General features: G+C 71.7%; 12 protein-coding genes and 1 pseudogene. 7 read left to right on the forward strand and 6 right to left on the reverse strand.

The genetic code is table 11. From position 1 onward, the window contains the following. Positions 1-33: 33 nt before the first annotated feature. From aspT (KY5_RS14850) to KY5_RS14860, 3 genes are read left to right on the forward strand one after another with little or no spacing between them, the layout of a single operon-like run. Entirely contained in the window at positions 34-1,710 is a 1,677-nt protein-coding gene (aspT, locus tag KY5_RS14850) for an aspartate-alanine antiporter (RefSeq protein WP_098242702.1), read from the forward strand. Between the two features lie 3 nt (positions 1,711-1,713). Continuing rightward, entirely contained in the window at positions 1,714-3,417 is a 1,704-nt protein-coding gene (gene aspT, locus KY5_RS14855) for an aspartate-alanine antiporter (protein ID WP_098242703.1), read from the forward strand. A gap of 56 nt (positions 3,418-3,473) precedes the next feature. After that, positions 3,474-5,123, forward strand: coding sequence for a bifunctional aspartate transaminase/aspartate 4-decarboxylase (locus KY5_RS14860; RefSeq protein ID WP_098242704.1), 1,650 nt, complete (start codon positions 3,474-3,476; stop codon positions 5,121-5,123). Positions 5,124-5,136: 13 nt separating this feature from the next. Here the strand turns inward: KY5_RS14860 and KY5_RS14865 are convergent. The 3 genes and pseudogenes from KY5_RS14865 to KY5_RS14875 all read right to left on the reverse strand — a co-directional run. Further along, positions 5,137-6,179: pseudogene (locus tag KY5_RS14865) on the reverse strand (chitinase); the annotation flags it as partial. A 519-nt stretch (positions 6,180-6,698) separates the two neighbouring features. Next, positions 6,699-8,087, reverse strand: coding sequence for a sensor histidine kinase (locus KY5_RS14870; RefSeq protein ID WP_098242705.1), 1,389 nt, complete (start codon positions 8,085-8,087; stop codon positions 6,699-6,701). Beyond that, a complete protein-coding gene (locus tag KY5_RS14875) occupies positions 8,084-8,788 on the reverse strand; it encodes a response regulator transcription factor (protein ID WP_098242706.1) in 705 nt (234 codons plus the stop codon). Before KY5_RS14875 ends, KY5_RS14870 begins: the two co-directional genes overlap by 4 nt. Positions 8,789-8,885: 97 nt before the next feature. Between KY5_RS14875 and KY5_RS14880 the strand changes: the two genes are divergently transcribed. Continuing rightward, positions 8,886-9,422 (forward strand): hypothetical protein, encoded by a 537-nt coding sequence (locus KY5_RS14880; RefSeq protein WP_098242707.1) that lies wholly within the window; start codon positions 8,886-8,888, stop codon positions 9,420-9,422. A gap of 25 nt (positions 9,423-9,447) precedes the next feature. Here KY5_RS14880 and KY5_RS14885 read toward each other — a convergent pair whose 3' ends face one another. Together KY5_RS14885 and KY5_RS14890 are read right to left on the reverse strand one after the other, a co-directional pair. Continuing rightward, positions 9,448-10,308, reverse strand: coding sequence for a spermidine synthase (locus tag KY5_RS14885; protein ID WP_098242708.1), 861 nt, complete (start codon positions 10,306-10,308; stop codon positions 9,448-9,450). Positions 10,309-10,431: 123 nt separating this feature from the next. After that, a complete protein-coding gene (locus KY5_RS14890) occupies positions 10,432-10,923 on the reverse strand; it encodes a hypothetical protein (protein ID WP_098247260.1) in 492 nt (163 codons plus the stop codon). Between the two features lie 315 nt (positions 10,924-11,238). Between KY5_RS14890 and KY5_RS14895 the strand changes: the two genes are divergently transcribed. Continuing rightward, complete coding sequence (locus KY5_RS14895; protein WP_098242709.1) at positions 11,239-12,693, forward strand: transcriptional regulator; 1,455 nt, start codon at positions 11,239-11,241, stop codon at positions 12,691-12,693. 12 nt (positions 12,694-12,705) lie between these two features. Here KY5_RS14895 and KY5_RS14900 read toward each other — a convergent pair whose 3' ends face one another. Further along, on the reverse strand, positions 12,706-13,299 hold the full coding sequence (locus tag KY5_RS14900; RefSeq protein WP_098242710.1) for a histidine phosphatase family protein: 594 nt from the start codon (positions 13,297-13,299) through the stop codon (positions 12,706-12,708). Positions 13,300-13,523: 224 nt separating this feature from the next. On the opposite strand from KY5_RS14900, the gene KY5_RS14905 reads away from it, so the two are divergent. Together KY5_RS14905 and KY5_RS14910 are read left to right on the forward strand one after the other, a co-directional pair. Continuing rightward, positions 13,524-14,477 (forward strand): phosphatase PAP2 family protein, encoded by a 954-nt coding sequence (locus KY5_RS14905; protein ID WP_098242711.1) that lies wholly within the window; start codon positions 13,524-13,526, stop codon positions 14,475-14,477. After that, on the forward strand, positions 14,404-15,570 hold the full coding sequence (locus tag KY5_RS14910) for a hypothetical protein (RefSeq protein ID WP_098242712.1): 1,167 nt from the start codon (positions 14,404-14,406) through the stop codon (positions 15,568-15,570). Before KY5_RS14905 ends, KY5_RS14910 begins: the two co-directional genes overlap by 74 nt. Positions 15,571-15,622: the final 52 nt, after the last annotated feature.

Genomic DNA, 15,622 nt, shown 5'->3' on the forward strand with positions numbered 1-15,622 from the left:
CGCTCCGCCGCAGAACGGGCACGGTGAGTGCCCATGGGAGTCCTCCGAGACCATCCCGAGCTGGTGCTCTTCCTCTGCCTCGCCCTCGGCTACCTGGTGGGCAAGCTGCGCGTCGGGCCCATCACCCTGGGCGGCATCTGCGGCACGCTGATCGTCTCGCTGCTGCTCGGCGCCTGGACCGAGGTCACCGTCTCCAACGACGTCAAAACGATCTTCTTCGCGCTCTTCATCTTCGCGCTCGGCTATATGGCGGGGCCCCAGTTCTTCGCCAACCTCAACCGCAGGAGCCTGCGCTTCTTCGCGCTCTGTGGAATCGAACTGGTCTGCGTCCTGGCCATCGCGTTCGGCCTGGCCAAGGCGTTCGACCTGGACGTGGGCACCGCCTCCGGCATCCTGGCCGGGGCCGCCACCGAGTCCGCCGTGGTCGGCACGGCCACCGAGTCCATCGCCAAGCTCGGTGACCTCACCCAGGCGCAGATCACCGAGTACCAGGGGCACGTCGCCACCGCGTACACCGTCTGCTACCTCTTCGGCCTGATCACCATCGTGATCTACACCAGCCAGATCATGCCGATGATGCTGCGCATCAACCTCAGGGACGCCTCGCGCGAGCTGTGGGAGAAGATGCGCGGGGGCGGCGGCCTGGAGGCCGACGAGCGCCAGGCGCTGCCCGGCATGGTCGGCCGCACCTATCTGGTGACGGCGGGCGACGGCAGGACCGTCGGCGCCCTGGAGACCGAGCTCGACGGGCGGATCACCGTGGAGGCCGTGAAGCGCGGCAGCAAGCTCCTCACCCCCGCGCCCGGCCTCGAACTGACCCTCTCCGACCTGGTCCTGCTGGTCGGCCGCCGCTCCAACGTCATCGAGGCGGGCCGCCTCATCGGCCCCGAGACGCCCGGCATCCCCGGCGTCGACACCCCGCTGGCGACCAGCCAGGTGGCCGTGACCGACAAGGCCACCGAGGGCAGGACCGTCGACCAGCTCCAGCAGGCGCACCCCGAGTTCATCAAGGACGGCGTGTACGTCACCGACGTGCTCCGCGGCGACCAGCACCTGCCCGCCACCGCCGACACCGCCCTGCACCGCGGCGACGTGCTCACCCTCGTGGGCGCCCGCTCAGGGCTGAACAAGCTGGTCGCGAAGATCGGCGCGGTCGTCAAGAACGACGCCACCGACTTCATCTACCTGGGTCTCGGCATCGCGGCGGGCTCGCTGCTCGGGCAGGCCGTGGTGAAGTTCGGCGACGTCCCCCTGTCGCTCGGCACCGGCGGCGGCTGTCTGATCTCCGGGCTGCTCTTCGGCTGGTTCCGCTCCCGCAAGCAGACCTTCGGGGCCTTCCCGCCGCAGGCCGCGGGGACCATCAAGGACATGGGCCTGGCGGTCTTCATCGCCTGTACGGGCCTGGTGTCGGGGCCCCAGGCCTGGCCCCTGCTCAAGGAGTACGGGGCGCTGCTGCCCTTCGCGGGGATCGCCATGGTCCTCGTACCCGCGACGCTCTCCCTGGTCATCGGGCACAAGCTCCTGAAGATCGAGAAGCCACTGCTCATCGGTGCCATCGCGGGCCAGCAGTGCTCGACGCCCGCGATCACCTCGGTCACCCAGGTGGCCCAGAGTTCCGTCCCGATGCTCGGCTACACGATCACGTACGCGCTCTCCAACTTTCTGCTGCCTCTGACCGGGCCGATCCTCGTCGGCGTACTGGGAGCGTGAGCAATGATCGACTTCCTCAACCGGAACGTCTTCCAGCCCCATCCCGAGCTGCTCGTCTTCATCACGGTGGCGCTCGGCTTCCTCGTCGGCAAGGTCCGCTACAAGGCCATCGCGCTCGGCGCCGTCACCGGCTGCCTCGTGATGGGCCTGCTGCTCGGCGCGCAGTTCAAGGTGACGATCGACGGGACCGTGAAGAACCTCTTCTTCACGATGTTCCTGTTCGCCCTCGGTTACAAGGTCGGCCCGCAGTTCTTCCGCGGGCTGCGCAAGGACGGGCTGCCGCAGGTCGTCAACGCCGTCGTGGTCTGTGTGACGGGCCTGCTCGTCTGCTGGGGCTTCGCGGCCATGCTCGGCTACGGTCCCGGGCTCTCGGCGGGGCTGCTCGGCGGCGCGCTCACCCAGTCCGCCGTGATCGGCGTCGCCCAGGACGCCATCGGCAACCTGCCGGGCCTCTCGTCGGGCGAGATGAAGGAGCAGGAGAACCTCGTCGCCATCGGGTACGCCGTCTGCTATCCGCTCGGCACGATCCTGTGCGCGATGCTCCTCGCGAACGTGCTGCCCCGGCTCTACCGCAGGGACCTGGCGGCCGAATCCCTCGCGCTCGCCAAGGAGTTGGACGCCCCGGCCGACAACCCCGACCTGAGCGAGGGCTACTACGAGGTCGTCCTGCGCGCCTACAAGGTGGAGCGGCCCGACATCGTGGGCCGCACCATCGACGACTTCGAGAACCAGCAGAGACAGCTGGGCCGCCGCCTCTACATCACCGGCGTGCGGCGCGCGGGCACGGTCCTGCCGCACGACCAGGAGACGGCGCTGCGCGAGGGCGACGTGGTGGCGATGAGCGCGATCCGCGGCGACCTCGTCACCTATGACGCGCGCACCCACATCGGCGGCGAGGCCGACGACGTCGAACTGCTCGGCTACCAGACCGAGAGCCTGCACGTCGTCGCGTCCGAGAAGGCCCAACTGGGCAGGACGATCGGCGAGTTGCGCGCCGAGCCGTTCATGGTCGGCGTCTACGTCGACAAGCTGTACCGGGCCGGATCCGAGTTCCCCTACCGGCTCGCCACCAAGGTGGAGCGCGGCGACACCCTGGTCCTGACCGGACCCAAGCGCCTGGTGGACCCGGCGGGCAAGGAGATCGGCAAGCCCGTGCCGACGTCGTTCGCCACCGACATGGTCTGGGTGGGGCTCGGCATCTTCCTCGGCGGCTGCATCGGCATCCCCGCGCTGACCGCGGGCGGCGTGCCGATCTCGCTCTCCACCTCGGGCGGCGCGCTCATCATGGGCCTCGTCTTCGGCTGGATCCGCGGGAAGTACCCGACGTACGGCAACGTCCCGCCGGGCGCCCAGTGGTTCATGGACACGCTCGGGCTCTGCCTGTTCGTCGCGGTCGTCGGCATCAACGCGGGGCCGAGCTTCACCAGCGGCCTCTCGACGGCCGGGTGGGGTCTCCTCGTCTTCGGTGCCGTCGCCACCCTGATCCCGCTGATCGTCGGCTTCCTCGTCGGCCATCACATCCAGAAGATCCGGTTCCCGGTCCTGATGGGCGTCCTGGCGGGCGGCCAGACCACCACGGCGGCCATCGGCGCCATCAACGAAGAGTCCAAGTCCCAGGTGCCGACGCTCGGTTACACGATCCCGTACGCCGTGTCCAACGTCCTCCTGACGATCTGGGGCGCCGTCATCGTCCTCCTCCACCACTGACCGCTGACACCGCTGACTCCGCTGACGCCCACCCCGTCCGTACGTAAGGAAGCACCGTGCCGAAGACCACGTTCACCCGCGAGGAAATCCAGTCCTTCGCCCAGCTGAGCCCCTTCGAACTGAAGGACAAGTTCATCCAGATCGCGCAGGCGGTGCAGGAGGACAAGCCGGGCCAGAAGGAGAAGTCGAGCGCGCAGATGCTCAACGCGGGCCGGGGCAACCCGAACTGGACCGCGACAGGACCCCGCGAGGCCTTCTACGCGCTCGGCTACTTCGCCCTCTCCGAGTCGAGGCGGGTGTGGACCGCCGACGACCTCGGCGGCATGCCGGAGAAGAAGGGATCGGCGGAGCGCTTCGACACCTTCGTGCGCCGCCACCCGGACCTGCCGGGCATCGAACTCCTGGAGAAGTGCGTCGCGTACGCCGTCGAGCGCTTCGGCTTCGACCGGGACGAGTTCGTGCACGAGCTGACCGACAGCTCCATCGGCGACAACTACCCCGTCCCTGACCGGATGCTGACGCACGCCGAACGGATCGTGCGCGGCTACCTCGCCGACGAGATGTTCGCCAAGAAGCCGCCGCAGGACAACCTCTCGCTGTTCGCGACCGAGGGCGGCACGGCCGCGATGTGCTACATCTTCGACTCGCTGATGAAGAACGGCATCCTGAAGAAGGGCGACAAGATCGCCCTGATGGTGCCGGTGTTCACGCCGTACATCGAGATCCCCGAGCTCGACACCTACGAGTTCGACGTCGTGAACGTCGAGGCGAGCCTGTTCACCGAGACCGGTGTGCGCGAGTGGCGCTACCCCGAGGAGGAGGTCGCCAAGCTCGCCGACCCCGCGGTGAAGCTGGTCTGCATCGTCAATCCGTCCAACCCGCCGTCCCTGGCGCTCAGTCAGCGCGTCGCGAACCAGATCAAGGACATCGTCGCCACCGACAACCCGAACCTGCTGCTCGTCACCGACGACGTGTACGGCACGTTCGTGGAGGGCTTCCGCTCGATCGCCGCCGACCTGCCGCGCAACACGCTGCTCGTGTACTCCTACTCCAAGCACTACGGCTGCACGGGCTGGCGCCTCGGCGTCATCGGCCTGCACGACGACAACGTCATCGACACGATGATCGCGGAGCTGCCGGACGCGGAGAAGGACCGGCTCGACAAGCGCTACGGCACCCTGTCGCTTGAGCCGTCGTCCATCCGCTTCATCGACCGCCTGGTCGCCGACTCGCGACAGGTCGCGCTCAACCACACGGCGGGCCTCTCGCTCCCCCAGCAGGTGATGATGACGCTCTTCTCGCTCTTCGACATGCTGGAGGAGGGCCAGGCGTACAAGGAGCGGATCCGCGCGATCGTGCAGCAGCGGCTCGCCCTGCTCCTCGAAGGCGCCCAGATGAAGATCTCCGACGATCCGAAGCGGGCCGCGTACTACATCGAACTCGACCTGCTGGCGGAGGCGGAGCGCGTCCACGGCAAGGACTTCGCGGACTTCCTGGAGAAGAACTACGAGCCGGTGGACCCGCTGTTCCGCCTCGCCGAACAGACCCACGTGGTGCTCCTCAACGGCGGCGGCTTCGACGGACCGCAGTGGTCGGTCCGGGTCTCGCTGGCCAACCTGGACGACCTCGACTACCTGAAGATCGGGCACCATCTGCGGGGCATCTTCAATGACTACGCTCAGGAGTGGCAGTCGTCGAAGGGGTGAGCCGGGGCCGCTCCTACCGGTAGGCGGCGAACGCCTTGGTGAACGCCAGCGGCCGCTGCTCGATCGAACTGCACGTCGGCTGAGCGGAGTTGGTGGCGCCGCCGGGGCACGCCTTGTCGCGGGTCGAGGACCACATCGACAGCCAACCGATGCCCTTGGCCTTGGCGAACTTCACGAGCTCGGCGGCGTCCCCGGTCGTGAAGACCTCGGTCGCGACGTCGTTGACACCGATCATCGGCGTGACAGCGACGGCCTTCCAGGCGGCCTTGCCGGTGAGGCCGAGCGCGGCCTTGAGCTGCTTCTGCGTGGCGGTCGCGGCCTGGGTCGCGTACGCGCCCATGTCACCGCTGTAGGAGGGCCCGTAGTCCATCGCCATGATGTTGACGGCGGAGACCTTCACGCCGTTCTTCTTGGCGTTGGCGAGCAGGTCGACGCCGGGCCGGGTGAGTCCCTCGGGCATCACGGGGAGCGTGAACGAGACGTCCAGGCCCGGGTGTTGCTTCTGGAGCCTGGCTATCGCCTGGGCGCGGCGGGTGTTGGCCGCGATGTCCGGCAGGGCACCGCCCTCGATGTCGAAGTCGACCTTGGTCAGCTCGTACGCGTCGACGACCTTGCCTTACGCCGTGGCGAGCGAGGCCGCGCTGTCGCACTTCAGCCCCAGCTCGGCCCCCGCGGCGCCGCCGAAGGAGACGCGGACGTCCCCGCCCTTGGCGCGCAGGGCGCCGATCTGCGCGGCCACCTTGTCGTCACCCAGCCCGGTGACACCGCCCCAGAGGGGCTCGCAGCCGGTGCCGGAGGTGATGAAGGCGAGGTTGAACTCCTTGACGCCGGTCTTCGTGGCGGTGTCGACGAGGTCGTAGGCGGGGGCGAGCGAGGTGTCCACGAAGGGGGCGAACTTGGCATTGGCCTTGGCGGTTTTGGCCGGGCTCTTCTTGGCCGGGGCCGGGGCCGGGGCCTTGGTCGCTAGGGCGGTACCGGAGAGGAAGAAGGCTCCGCCGCCGACGAGGGAGGCGGCGAGGAGCCCTCCGATGACCTTGGATCGGGTTCGGACCGTGCGGCGGTGGGTGCGGGTCATGGCGTGCCTGCCTTTTGTGGGGGTGGGGGGCGGGGGGGGTGCGACTGCACGCTAGCCGCGTGGCGGGTGACAAAAGGGGTAACTCTGGTCCGGGTGGGGGATCTTAGGGTGCGCTTAAGGGAGGGATCGGGGCGGATTAAAGGTGCGGGTGCGTTGGGGCTGGTCGCGCAGTTCCCCGCGCCCCTGACGAGCTGCCCGCCGCCCCTCGACCGCGGGCCATCGTGGTTGCTCGCGCAGTTCCCCGCGCCCCCTACGAACCACCCGCCGCCCCTCGACCGCAGACCGTCGTGGTCGCTCGCGCAGTTCCCCGCGCCCCTGACGAACCGCCCGCCGCTCCCCGGCCGCGGACCGTCGTGGTCGCTCGCGCCGTTCCCCGCGCCCCTTACGGGGCCCGTCGCTTGCGGGTGGGGGCGGGGCGGTGTTGTTAAGGGGCGCGGGGAACTGCGCGAGCGGCCACAGTGGGCCCGCGGGTGAAGAGCATCGAGGCGGGAGCGGGGCGTTCAGGTCGGCTCCGGTGCACGCCGCCGGCGGCGTACGGAGGCACCCCGATGACCCCTCCGCCCCACCGCGCCCCCGCGAGAATCCCGCTGGAGCCAGACCCGCACCTCCGTGCCCCCGAGCACCGAGCTGCCGATCCGCACGTCCCCGCCCGTCGACTCCGCGAGGCGCCGCACGATGTCGAGGCCGAGCCCCGTCGACCCGTCCTCCCCCGAACCCGCCCCGCGGGCCAGCGCCGCCTCGGGGTCGGCGATCCCCGCCCCCGCGTCGGAGACGAGGACGATCACCGCGTCCTCGCCGCTGTGCACGTCCACCGAGAAGGCCGTGCCCTCGCCGGTGTGCCGGAAGACGTTGCCGAGCAACGCGTCCAGCGCGGCGACGAGTTCGGCCCGCGCCACCGGTATCCGTACCGGCGCCTCCACGCCCGCGACGCGCACCTCGCGCCCCTCGTCCTCGGCAAGCGCCGACCAGAAGGCCATCCGCTCCCTGATCACCTCGGCCGCGTCGCAGCCCCCTCCGGGGCCGACCGTCGCGGTCTGCGGCTTGGCGTCGCGCGCGGTGCGGATGATCGTGTCGACCTCGCGCTCCAGCGTCTCCACGGCCGTACGGGTCTGCTCGGCCGCGGGCCCGTCGCCGAGGGACGCCGCGTTGAGCCGCAGGACGGTGAGCGGCGTACGCAGCCGGTGGGAGAGGTCGGCCGCCAGCTCGCGCTCGTTGGCGAGCAGGTGGACGACCTGGTCCGCCATCGCGTTGAACGCCACCGCGGCCAGGCGCAGTTCGGTCGGCCCCTCCTCAGGCACCCGCGCCCCCAGCTTCCCCTCACCGAGGTCGTGCGCGGCGCCCACCAGGCGTTTGGCGGGCTGGACCATGCGTACGCCCAAGCGGTCGGCGACCGCCACCGAGCCGATGACGAGCGCGATGCCGACGCCCGCGAGCACCACCCAGGCCGTGGTCACCCCGTTGCTGATCTCCGCCTCGGGCACGAAGATCTCCACGACGGCCGTGCCCGAGCTGAGCACGGTGGGCTGGAGCACCACGAACCCGCCGGGCACCCCGGTGGTCTGCGCCCGCCCCTTCTCACGGGTGGCCTCCACGGCGCGCGCCCCGGCCCGCGGGTCGCCGACCTCGAAGGCGGGTTGATCGTCGATGGCGGGGACGTACACGGCCATCCGCCCGTCACCGCCCGCCTCGGACGTGGCGACGGCCCGGGTGAGCTCCGCGCGGTCGGTGGTGATGGAGAGCGTGGGGCCCATGCCGGCACCGTGCCGCTCCGCGTTCGAGATGGCGCGGTCCCTGGCCATCTCCTTGACGACCAGGCCGAGCGGTACCGCGAAGGCCACCACGACCATCGTCGTGACGGCCAGGCACACCTTGACGAGTGCCCACCTCACAGGGGTTGCCCCGACAGCGGTGGCTCCAGCTTCACGCCGACCCCGCGCAGGGTGTGCAGATAGCGGGGGCGCGCGGCCGTTTCGCCCAACTTCCGCCGCAGCCACGACAGATGTACGTCGATGGTCTGGTCGTCCCCGTAGCTCTGCTGCCACACCTCGGCGAGCAGCTCCTTGCGGGGGACGACGACGCCGGGCCGCCCGGCGAGGAAGGCGAGCAGGTCGAACTCGCGCCGGGTGAGGTCGAGCCGCGCCCCGTCCAGTTCGGCCTGGCGCCGCAGCGGGTCGATCGCGAGCCCGCCGACCCTGAGCACGTCGCCGGGCGGCGCGTCGCCCGCGGGGACGCGCGCGCGGCGCAGCACGGCGGCCATCCGCGCGGACAGGTGCTCCACGGAGAAGGGCTTGGTCAGGTAGTCGTCGGCGCCGTCGTTCAGGAGGCGGACGATCTCCGCCTCGTCGTCCCGCGCGGTGGCGATGATCACGGGGACGTCCGTGATGCCGCGCAGCATCTTCAGGGCCTCGGAGCCGTCGAGGTCGGGCAGACCGAGGTCCAGGATCACCACGTCAAAGCGGAAATGGGCGACCTCGCGCAGCGCCTCCAGGGCCGTGCCGACGCTGCGCACCGTGTGCGTTGCCTCGGTCAGGTGCCGGATGAGAGCGGAGCGTACGAACTGGTCATCCTCGACGACGAGCACACTTGCCATGGGCGGCACCGTACGCCATACGAGGGAACCCGGTCGCCCCTGGCAGTCCGCTCACCCACGGGACACATGTGCGGCGCGTGGTGCAGTATGGCCCGCGATGCGCAGAGGACTCATACACGCAATCGCCTGGTCGCTGGCCACCGGCGCGGCGGTCACGCTGTCCTGGTGGGGCGTCCACACGGTCATGTCGGGCACCGTGTACGACCCGCCGCGCGCCCTGCCGCTCGCGGGCGACGACGGCACGGACGGCGGGACCGAGCCGCTCTCCTCCTCGACCCACCGCCCCGCGTCCTCCCCCACGGGCAAGCCCCCGAAGCCCCGGGAACCGACGAAGCCCCCGGACACCGCCGAACCGTCAGGGAGCGGGACGAAGACCCCGAAGGAGCCGCCGCCCACGCGGTCCGGCGGCACGGACGCGGTGAAGGGCTACAACACCGCGGGCGGCCGGGTCGTGTTCGACATCGGCGACGACTCCGCGTCACTGGTCTCGGCCACCCCCGCGGCGGGCTGGTCGGTGCAGACGTGGAAGCAGGACAAGTGGATCCGCGTGGAGTTCACGGCGGGCGCGGCCAAGGTCTCGGTCTTCTGCACCTGGCACGACACCGCGCCGCGGGTCGACGTCAACACGTACTGAGGCGCCCGGGAACCGGCGTACGCCGTCATCTGAACACGGAGGGCGGCGGCGCGGGCGACGCGACCGCGTTCGCGTCGGTGACGGCGGCCGCTCCCCCGCTGAAGTCCCGCAGCCCGCGCCCGTGTTCGACCCTGCCGGGGTGCGGGTCGCCCGCGCTGCGCCGGGTCAGTTCGGCGACGGGAAGTGCCTGGTCGGAGCCGAGGAGCACCGCGTTGCCGAACCGCTTGCCGCGCAGGACGGTGGGGTCGGCGACGAGCGCGAGTTCGGGGAAGAGCGCGGCCGCGGTGGCGAGCTGGCCGCGCAGATGTGCCAGGGGCGGCCCGTCGGCGAGGTTGGCGGCGTAGTACCCACCGGGCTTGATGACCCTGCGGACGTCGGTGAGGAATTCCGTACTGGTGAGGTGGGCGGGCGTACGGGCCCCGCTGAAGACGTCGGCGATGACGAGGTCCGCCCAGCCGTCCGCGACCTTCGCGAGCCCTTCGCGGGCGTCGACTGCGCGCACGCGAACACGGGCCCCGGGGTCCAACGGCAGTTCGCGGCGGACGAGTTGGACGAGTGCCGTGTCGCGTTCGACGATCTGCTGGGTGGAGCGGGGGCGGGTCGCGGCTATGTAGCGGGCGAGGGTGAAGGCGCCGCCGCCGAGGTGCAGGGCGTGGATCGGTTTGCCCTGCGGGGCGACGAGGTCGGCGATGTGGCCGATCCTGCGCTGGTACTCGAAGGCGAGGTGCGCGGGGTCGTCGAGGTCGACGTGGGACTGCGGGGCGCCGTCCACGAGCAGCGTCCAGGCGCGCGGCCTGTCCCGGTCCGGCATGAGCTCGGCGAGTCCGCCGTCCACCTTTTCGACGACGGCTTCCCGCGCTTCCCGGGTCCGCTTGTTCCTTGCCATCGGACCATTATCGACGCCCGGCGGCGAAGCGGCCCGGCGGCGGTGCGAGGGCGGTGCGGGAGGGCGGCGGACGGCCGCACGAGCCGGTCGTACGAAGCGGTCTGCGGGACCTGCCCCGACCGCTCAGCGGCAGTTGTCCGCGGCCTCGATCGTGCGGGCGGCCTGGCCGAGCGCGGCCCGCAGGACGGCCGGGTCGGTGATCGGGTCGGCCTCGCCGGGCGGCAGCAGCCAGCCGGTGCCCGCGACGGGCGGATCGGGGACGACGGGCCCGGGGTCCGGGTCCGCGTAGGCGCTCATGCCGCGCCCGAACGTCTGCGTACAGGCGCTGCCCGGCAGGTCCCAGCCGTCGGCCGTGCCGGGCGGCACCAGGAAGCCGAGGGTGTCGCAGCTCCCGTCGTGCAGCACGGGTCCGATGGTGTCGTTCGCGCCCCGGCGCAGGATGTCGACCGCTTCGAGCCCCTGCCTGGCCGGGACCGTGACCAGGTCACAGCATTCGTCGTCGCAGGACGCGGCGGGGCCCGGCAGTTCACTGCCTTCTTGGGTGGGCCGGTGCCGTGCTGTCGTCAGTGATGCCGGGGACGCGCCGCCCACCGCACCGAAGACGCTGTTCTCCATGCCGACCTCCAACAAGGGAACCCTCCTCCTCGTCAGTAGTGGAAGCCGCGCTGCTCCCACTCCGCATGGTTCAACGCGGGTCGGCGTCAACAGGCACTGCGGCACGCCGCCGCAAAGGATGGCAGTTCATGGCGGATCCCGGGTGAGATATCCGGTTTGTAGCCAAACTCCGCATCCTCGACCCCTTCGGGCCTGTACGTTCGTGCTCCGCCGGAACAGGGGCAGCCACGCGAGCATCCAGGAGCGCGGGGGCGTGCGCGGTCTCCGGCACGATCCGCACCAAGAGGGTCACGATCCGTACGAGAGGGTCCGGCCATGGCGTCGTCACCGATGGCATCGTCAACTCCGTCCCCGCGACCGAATCTTGTCTTCCGCCAGCTGCGCGGGCCGCGCTCACCGGGCGAGTTCGCCGCGGCGGTCCGCCGGGCCGCCCGCGAGATCGGCGAGCGGGTCAGCTGCGACGCGCGCTACGTGGGGCGCGTCGAGGCGGGCGAGATCCGTTGCCCCAACTACGCCTACGAGCGCGTGTTCCTGCACATGTTCCCCGGCAGAACGCTGACGGACATGGGGTTCGCGCCACGCTCCCAGGTGCGCGGCAAGGGGGCGCGCGACGCCGCCGGCGCGCCCCTGACACACACCACGATCCCGCCAGAGCCCACGATCCAGTTCTACGAGTCCCATCCGACCGGGTCCGACCCCCGCGCCTGCGACCCGTACGCGATCCAGATCCACGAGGAGAGCGACGTGCAACGTCGCGCGTTCATGACCGGCTCCACGGCCACCGTGGCCGCCGCCCTGGGGCCCATCGGGCTCTCCCTGGGCGGCCGGGCCGAGGCCGCGGGGCCGCGGGGCCGCCGGTCCGGCGCGGCCGACGCCTGCGCGGTCGAGGAGGCCGTACGCAGGATCAGGCTGCTCGACGACCGGCACGGGGCCGACGGCCTCTACCGGCGCGCGGCCGCCCCGCTGCGAGCCGCCTACACCCTGCTCGACGCGAGCACCTCCCGGCAGTCGACCTCCGACCGGCTGCACGCGGGCGCCGGTGAACTGGCCATCTCCGTCGGCTGGCTCGCGCACGACTCGGGCCGCTTCGACGACGCGCGCTCGCACTACGCGGAGGCCCTCGCCACCGCGCGGATGTCCGGCGACCTCGGCGTCGAGGCGCACGCCTTCTGCAACTCCGCCTTCCTCGCGCGCGACGCGGGGCGCCCGCGCGAGGCGGTGCGGGCCGCGCAGGCCGCCACCGGGGCCGCCCGGCACCTCGGCTCGCACCGGCTGCTCTCCCTCGTCGCGCTGCGCGAGGCGGGCGGCTGGGCGGGGCTCGGCGACCGGGCGGGCTGCGAGCAGTCGCTGACCCGCGCGCACGCCCTGTTCGACCGGGGCCCTTCGGAGCGGGACCCGGAGTGGATGAGCTTCTACGGACCCGCCGAGCTGGAGGGCCTGGAGGCGCAGTGCTGGTCGGCGCTCGGCGACTGGGAGCGTGCGGCCAGGCACGCGCGGCTCGCGGCGGCCACCGCGTCCTCCCAGACCCCGCAGTTCACCAGGAACATCGCGCTCTACACCGCCGAGCTCGCCGACGACCTGGCCCGCGCGGGCCGCCCCGACGAGGCGGCGACGGCGGGTCTGCGGGTCCTTTCGCTCCTCGGCGAGGTGCAGTCCTCGCGCATCCAGTCGATGCTCGCGACGACGGCGCGGGTGCTGCTTCCGCACCGCAGGGCCTCCGGCGTGAGCGGCTTCCTGGAGCGGCACGCCTCGCTGCCCCGGGTGGGGTGAGTGCCCCTCCTGTCAGGACAGGTGCCCCGTCTCGTTCCACGACTCGACGGCGGGCTCTCCGTAGGCCCAGCCCAGGGTGGAGAGGGACGTCGGGTTGAGGCGGATGCGGGCGGCGAACTCGATGCCGAGGCCGAGCCAGCGCGCGCCGATGACCCGCAGGATGTGGCCGTGCGCGAAGACCAGGACGTCCCGGTCCGCGGAGCGCGCCCACGCCACCACCTCGTCCGCGCGCGCGGCGACCTGCTCCAGCGTCTCGCCCCTGGGAACGCCGTCCCGCCAGATGAACCAGCCGGGGCGGACCGCCTGGATGTCGGCGGGGGTCATCCCGTCGTACGCGCCGTAGTCGAACTCCATCAGCGCGTCCCAGGTGGTGGCACGGCCCCCGAACCCGGCGATCTCGCACGTCTCACGCGCGCGGGAGAGCGGGCTGGTGCGCACCTCGACGTCGGGCAGGCCGTCGTAGGGGGCGCGGTGCAGCCGCTCGCCCAGGAGCTTCGCGCCGCGGCGGCCCTCTTCGAGGAGCGGGATGTCCGTCCTGCCCGTGTGCTTCCCGGACAGTGACCATTCCGTCTGTCCGTGCCGGGCCAGCAGGATGCGGGGTGCCATGGGGGGACCTCTTCAAGTGGACTTTTACTGCTTTGTACGGACAGGGAGTGCCCGCCCTCTCCATCATCACCCACCCGAGATCAGCCGTTCGCCCGGGCTGGCAACCCACTCACCGATCTCTGCGTCTAAGACCACCGGGGGACGCCTCGGCGCCCCTCGCGTACGCCGTAAGGTGATGCGGCGGCGTACGCCGCGTGAACAGAGACGAGTGGGGGACCGACCGGATGCCGAAGATCGACGCGCCGGGCGCCGAAGGCATATCCGAACACCGGCTTCGCTGGTACACGGAGCTGCCGCTGATCGTTGTGGTGTACGCCGTGTACTCGGCGGGCCGGCTGGTCGTCCGGGGCGACGTGGCGAGCGCCGTCGACCACGGTCTCGGGATCCTCAGATTCGAGCAGGCCCTGCGGCTCAACGCGGAACACCCGCTGAACCGTCTCTTCACCGAGCACGCCTGGATCGGCGTCCCCGCCGACTTCTGGTACGCCTCGCTGCACTATCTCGTCACGCCCGCCATCCTGATCTGGCTGTTCCGCAGCCGGGCGGTGCACTACCGCGCGGCACGCGCGTGGCTGATGATCTCCACCCTGATCGGCCTGATCGGCTTCACGCTGCTGCCCACCTGCCCGCCGCGGCTGCTCAGCGCGGGCCACGGCTTCGTCGACACCATGGCGCAGTACAGCGACTACGGCTGGTGGGGCGGCGAGGCGAGCGCGCCGCGCGGGCTCGGCGGCATGACCAACCAGTACGCGGCGATGCCCAGCCTGCACGTCGGGTGGGCGCTGTGGTGCGGCGTGATGCTCTGGAAGTACGGGCGCACGCCGCTGACCAAGGCGGCCGGTGTCGCCTACCCGCTGATCACCACCATCGTCGTGATGGGCACCGCGAACCACTACTTCCTCGACGCGGTCGCGGGCGTCGCGGTGATGGGCGTGGGCCTGCTGCTCGTCCGGCCCGTGCGACGCCTCACCGACCCCCTGATGACCCGGCTGCGTACGCTCTTCGCGCGCACTCCGGCGGCCCCTTCCGCCACCGGGGCCTCGATTGTCAGTGCCGGGTGCCAGACTTCGGCAGGTGAGCGAATTCCCGGACAGCGCAAGCAGAGTGCCGACCCCGGCGCCGAGCCGAGTACCAGCCCCGCAGAGGCGGGGGACGGCGCTCCGGCAGCAGCTCGCTGAGCTGCGCGGCCCCGACGTTCCACCGCGTCCCCTCGACGCCCGGGCGCTTGCCGCGCTCGCGGCCAATCCCGGGTGCGGGCGGCGCGCTCTCCTGGACGGCGCGGGCGTGGACAAGGCCGCGCTCGCCGAGTCGCTCGGTTCGCCCTCCGGCTTCGGCCAGTCCCAGTTCGCCTTCATGCGCGGCAATGCCTTCGAGGCGCGGGTCAAGGCCGACGGCGGCGCGGAGCTGCTGCGCCTCACGCACGGGCGCCTGGGCGGCGGGCCCGAGCCGGTGCCGGGCGAGTCCGCCGTGCCCGACCTCTCGGCGGCGGGCCCCGAGGGCCGCGCGGCCCGCACCGCGCTCGCGCTGCGCGAGGCCACGGAGTCCGGTGGCTGGACGCTCCTGGACCACCCGATGCTGGCCCTGGACGTCGCGGGGACGCCCGCCTTCCTCGAACCGGACGCCGTCGTCGTCCACCCCGACGGCGGCTGGACGGTCGTCGAGATCAAGTCCTTCCCGATGATCGACGGTTCGGCGGACGCCGCGAAGGTGGGCGCGGCCGCGCGGCAGGCGGCGGTATACGCGCTGGCCCTGGAGCGGGTCGCCGAGCGCATGGAGCACCCGCCCCGGGTGCGCCACCACGTCCTGCTCGTCTGCCCCAAGGACTTCTCCAACTTCGCCACGGCGTCAGCCGTCGACGTCCGCAAACAGCTCTCGGTGACGCGCCGCCAGCTGGAGCGCCTCACCCGCGTCGAGGACATCGCGGCGGGCCTCCCCGAGGGCACGACGTTCGACGTGCGCCGCCCCGCCACGGAGCTGACGGCGGCGGTCGAGTCGGTCCCCGCGACGTACGCCCCCGAGTGCCTGGCCGCCTGCGAGCTGGCCTTCCACTGCCGGGACCGGGCCAGGTCGGAGGGCGAGGTGACCTCGCTCGGCCGCTCGATCCGCGGCGAGCTCGGCGGCCTGACCACGATCGGCGAGGTCCTCTCGGCGGCCCTCGGCACGAGCGGCGACCCGGACGACCCGGCGGTGGCGACCCTGCGCAGGGCGGCGGGCCTGCGAGCCGAGGCGCTCGCCGGCGCGGGCGCCTCGGGTGGGGGGTCGGGGTGCTGAGGCAGAGTGGTGTGCGGGTTCCGGCGAGTGGTGCGGGGCGCCGCGGGCGTGG

This window comes from Streptomyces formicae (genome assembly GCF_002556545.1).
Taxonomy (GTDB): domain Bacteria; phylum Actinomycetota; class Actinomycetes; order Streptomycetales; family Streptomycetaceae; genus Streptomyces; species Streptomyces formicae_A.

Excerpts from the sequence above, each read along its gene's own strand:
- aspT (WP_098242702.1), top strand. The coding sequence starts at position 34 with ATGGGAGTCCTCCGAGACCATCCCGAGCTGGTGCTCTTCCTCTGCCTC.
- aspT (WP_098242703.1), top strand. The coding sequence starts at position 1,714 with ATGATCGACTTCCTCAACCGGAACGTCTTCCAGCCCCATCCCGAGCTG.
- KY5_RS14875 (WP_098242706.1), bottom strand. The coding sequence starts at position 8,788 with ATGGCAAGTGTGCTCGTCGTCGAGGATGACCAGTTCGTACGCTCCGCT.
- KY5_RS14880 (WP_098242707.1), top strand. The coding sequence starts at position 8,886 with ATGCGCAGAGGACTCATACACGCAATCGCCTGGTCGCTGGCCACCGGC.
- KY5_RS14885 (WP_098242708.1), bottom strand. The coding sequence starts at position 10,308 with ATGGCAAGGAACAAGCGGACCCGGGAAGCGCGGGAAGCCGTCGTCGAA.
- KY5_RS14890 (WP_098247260.1), bottom strand. The coding sequence starts at position 10,923 with ATGGAGAACAGCGTCTTCGGTGCGGTGGGCGGCGCGTCCCCGGCATCA.
- KY5_RS14895 (WP_098242709.1), top strand. The coding sequence starts at position 11,239 with ATGGCGTCGTCACCGATGGCATCGTCAACTCCGTCCCCGCGACCGAAT.
- KY5_RS14900 (WP_098242710.1), bottom strand. The coding sequence starts at position 13,299 with ATGGCACCCCGCATCCTGCTGGCCCGGCACGGACAGACGGAATGGTCA.
- KY5_RS14905 (WP_098242711.1), top strand. The coding sequence starts at position 13,524 with ATGCCGAAGATCGACGCGCCGGGCGCCGAAGGCATATCCGAACACCGG.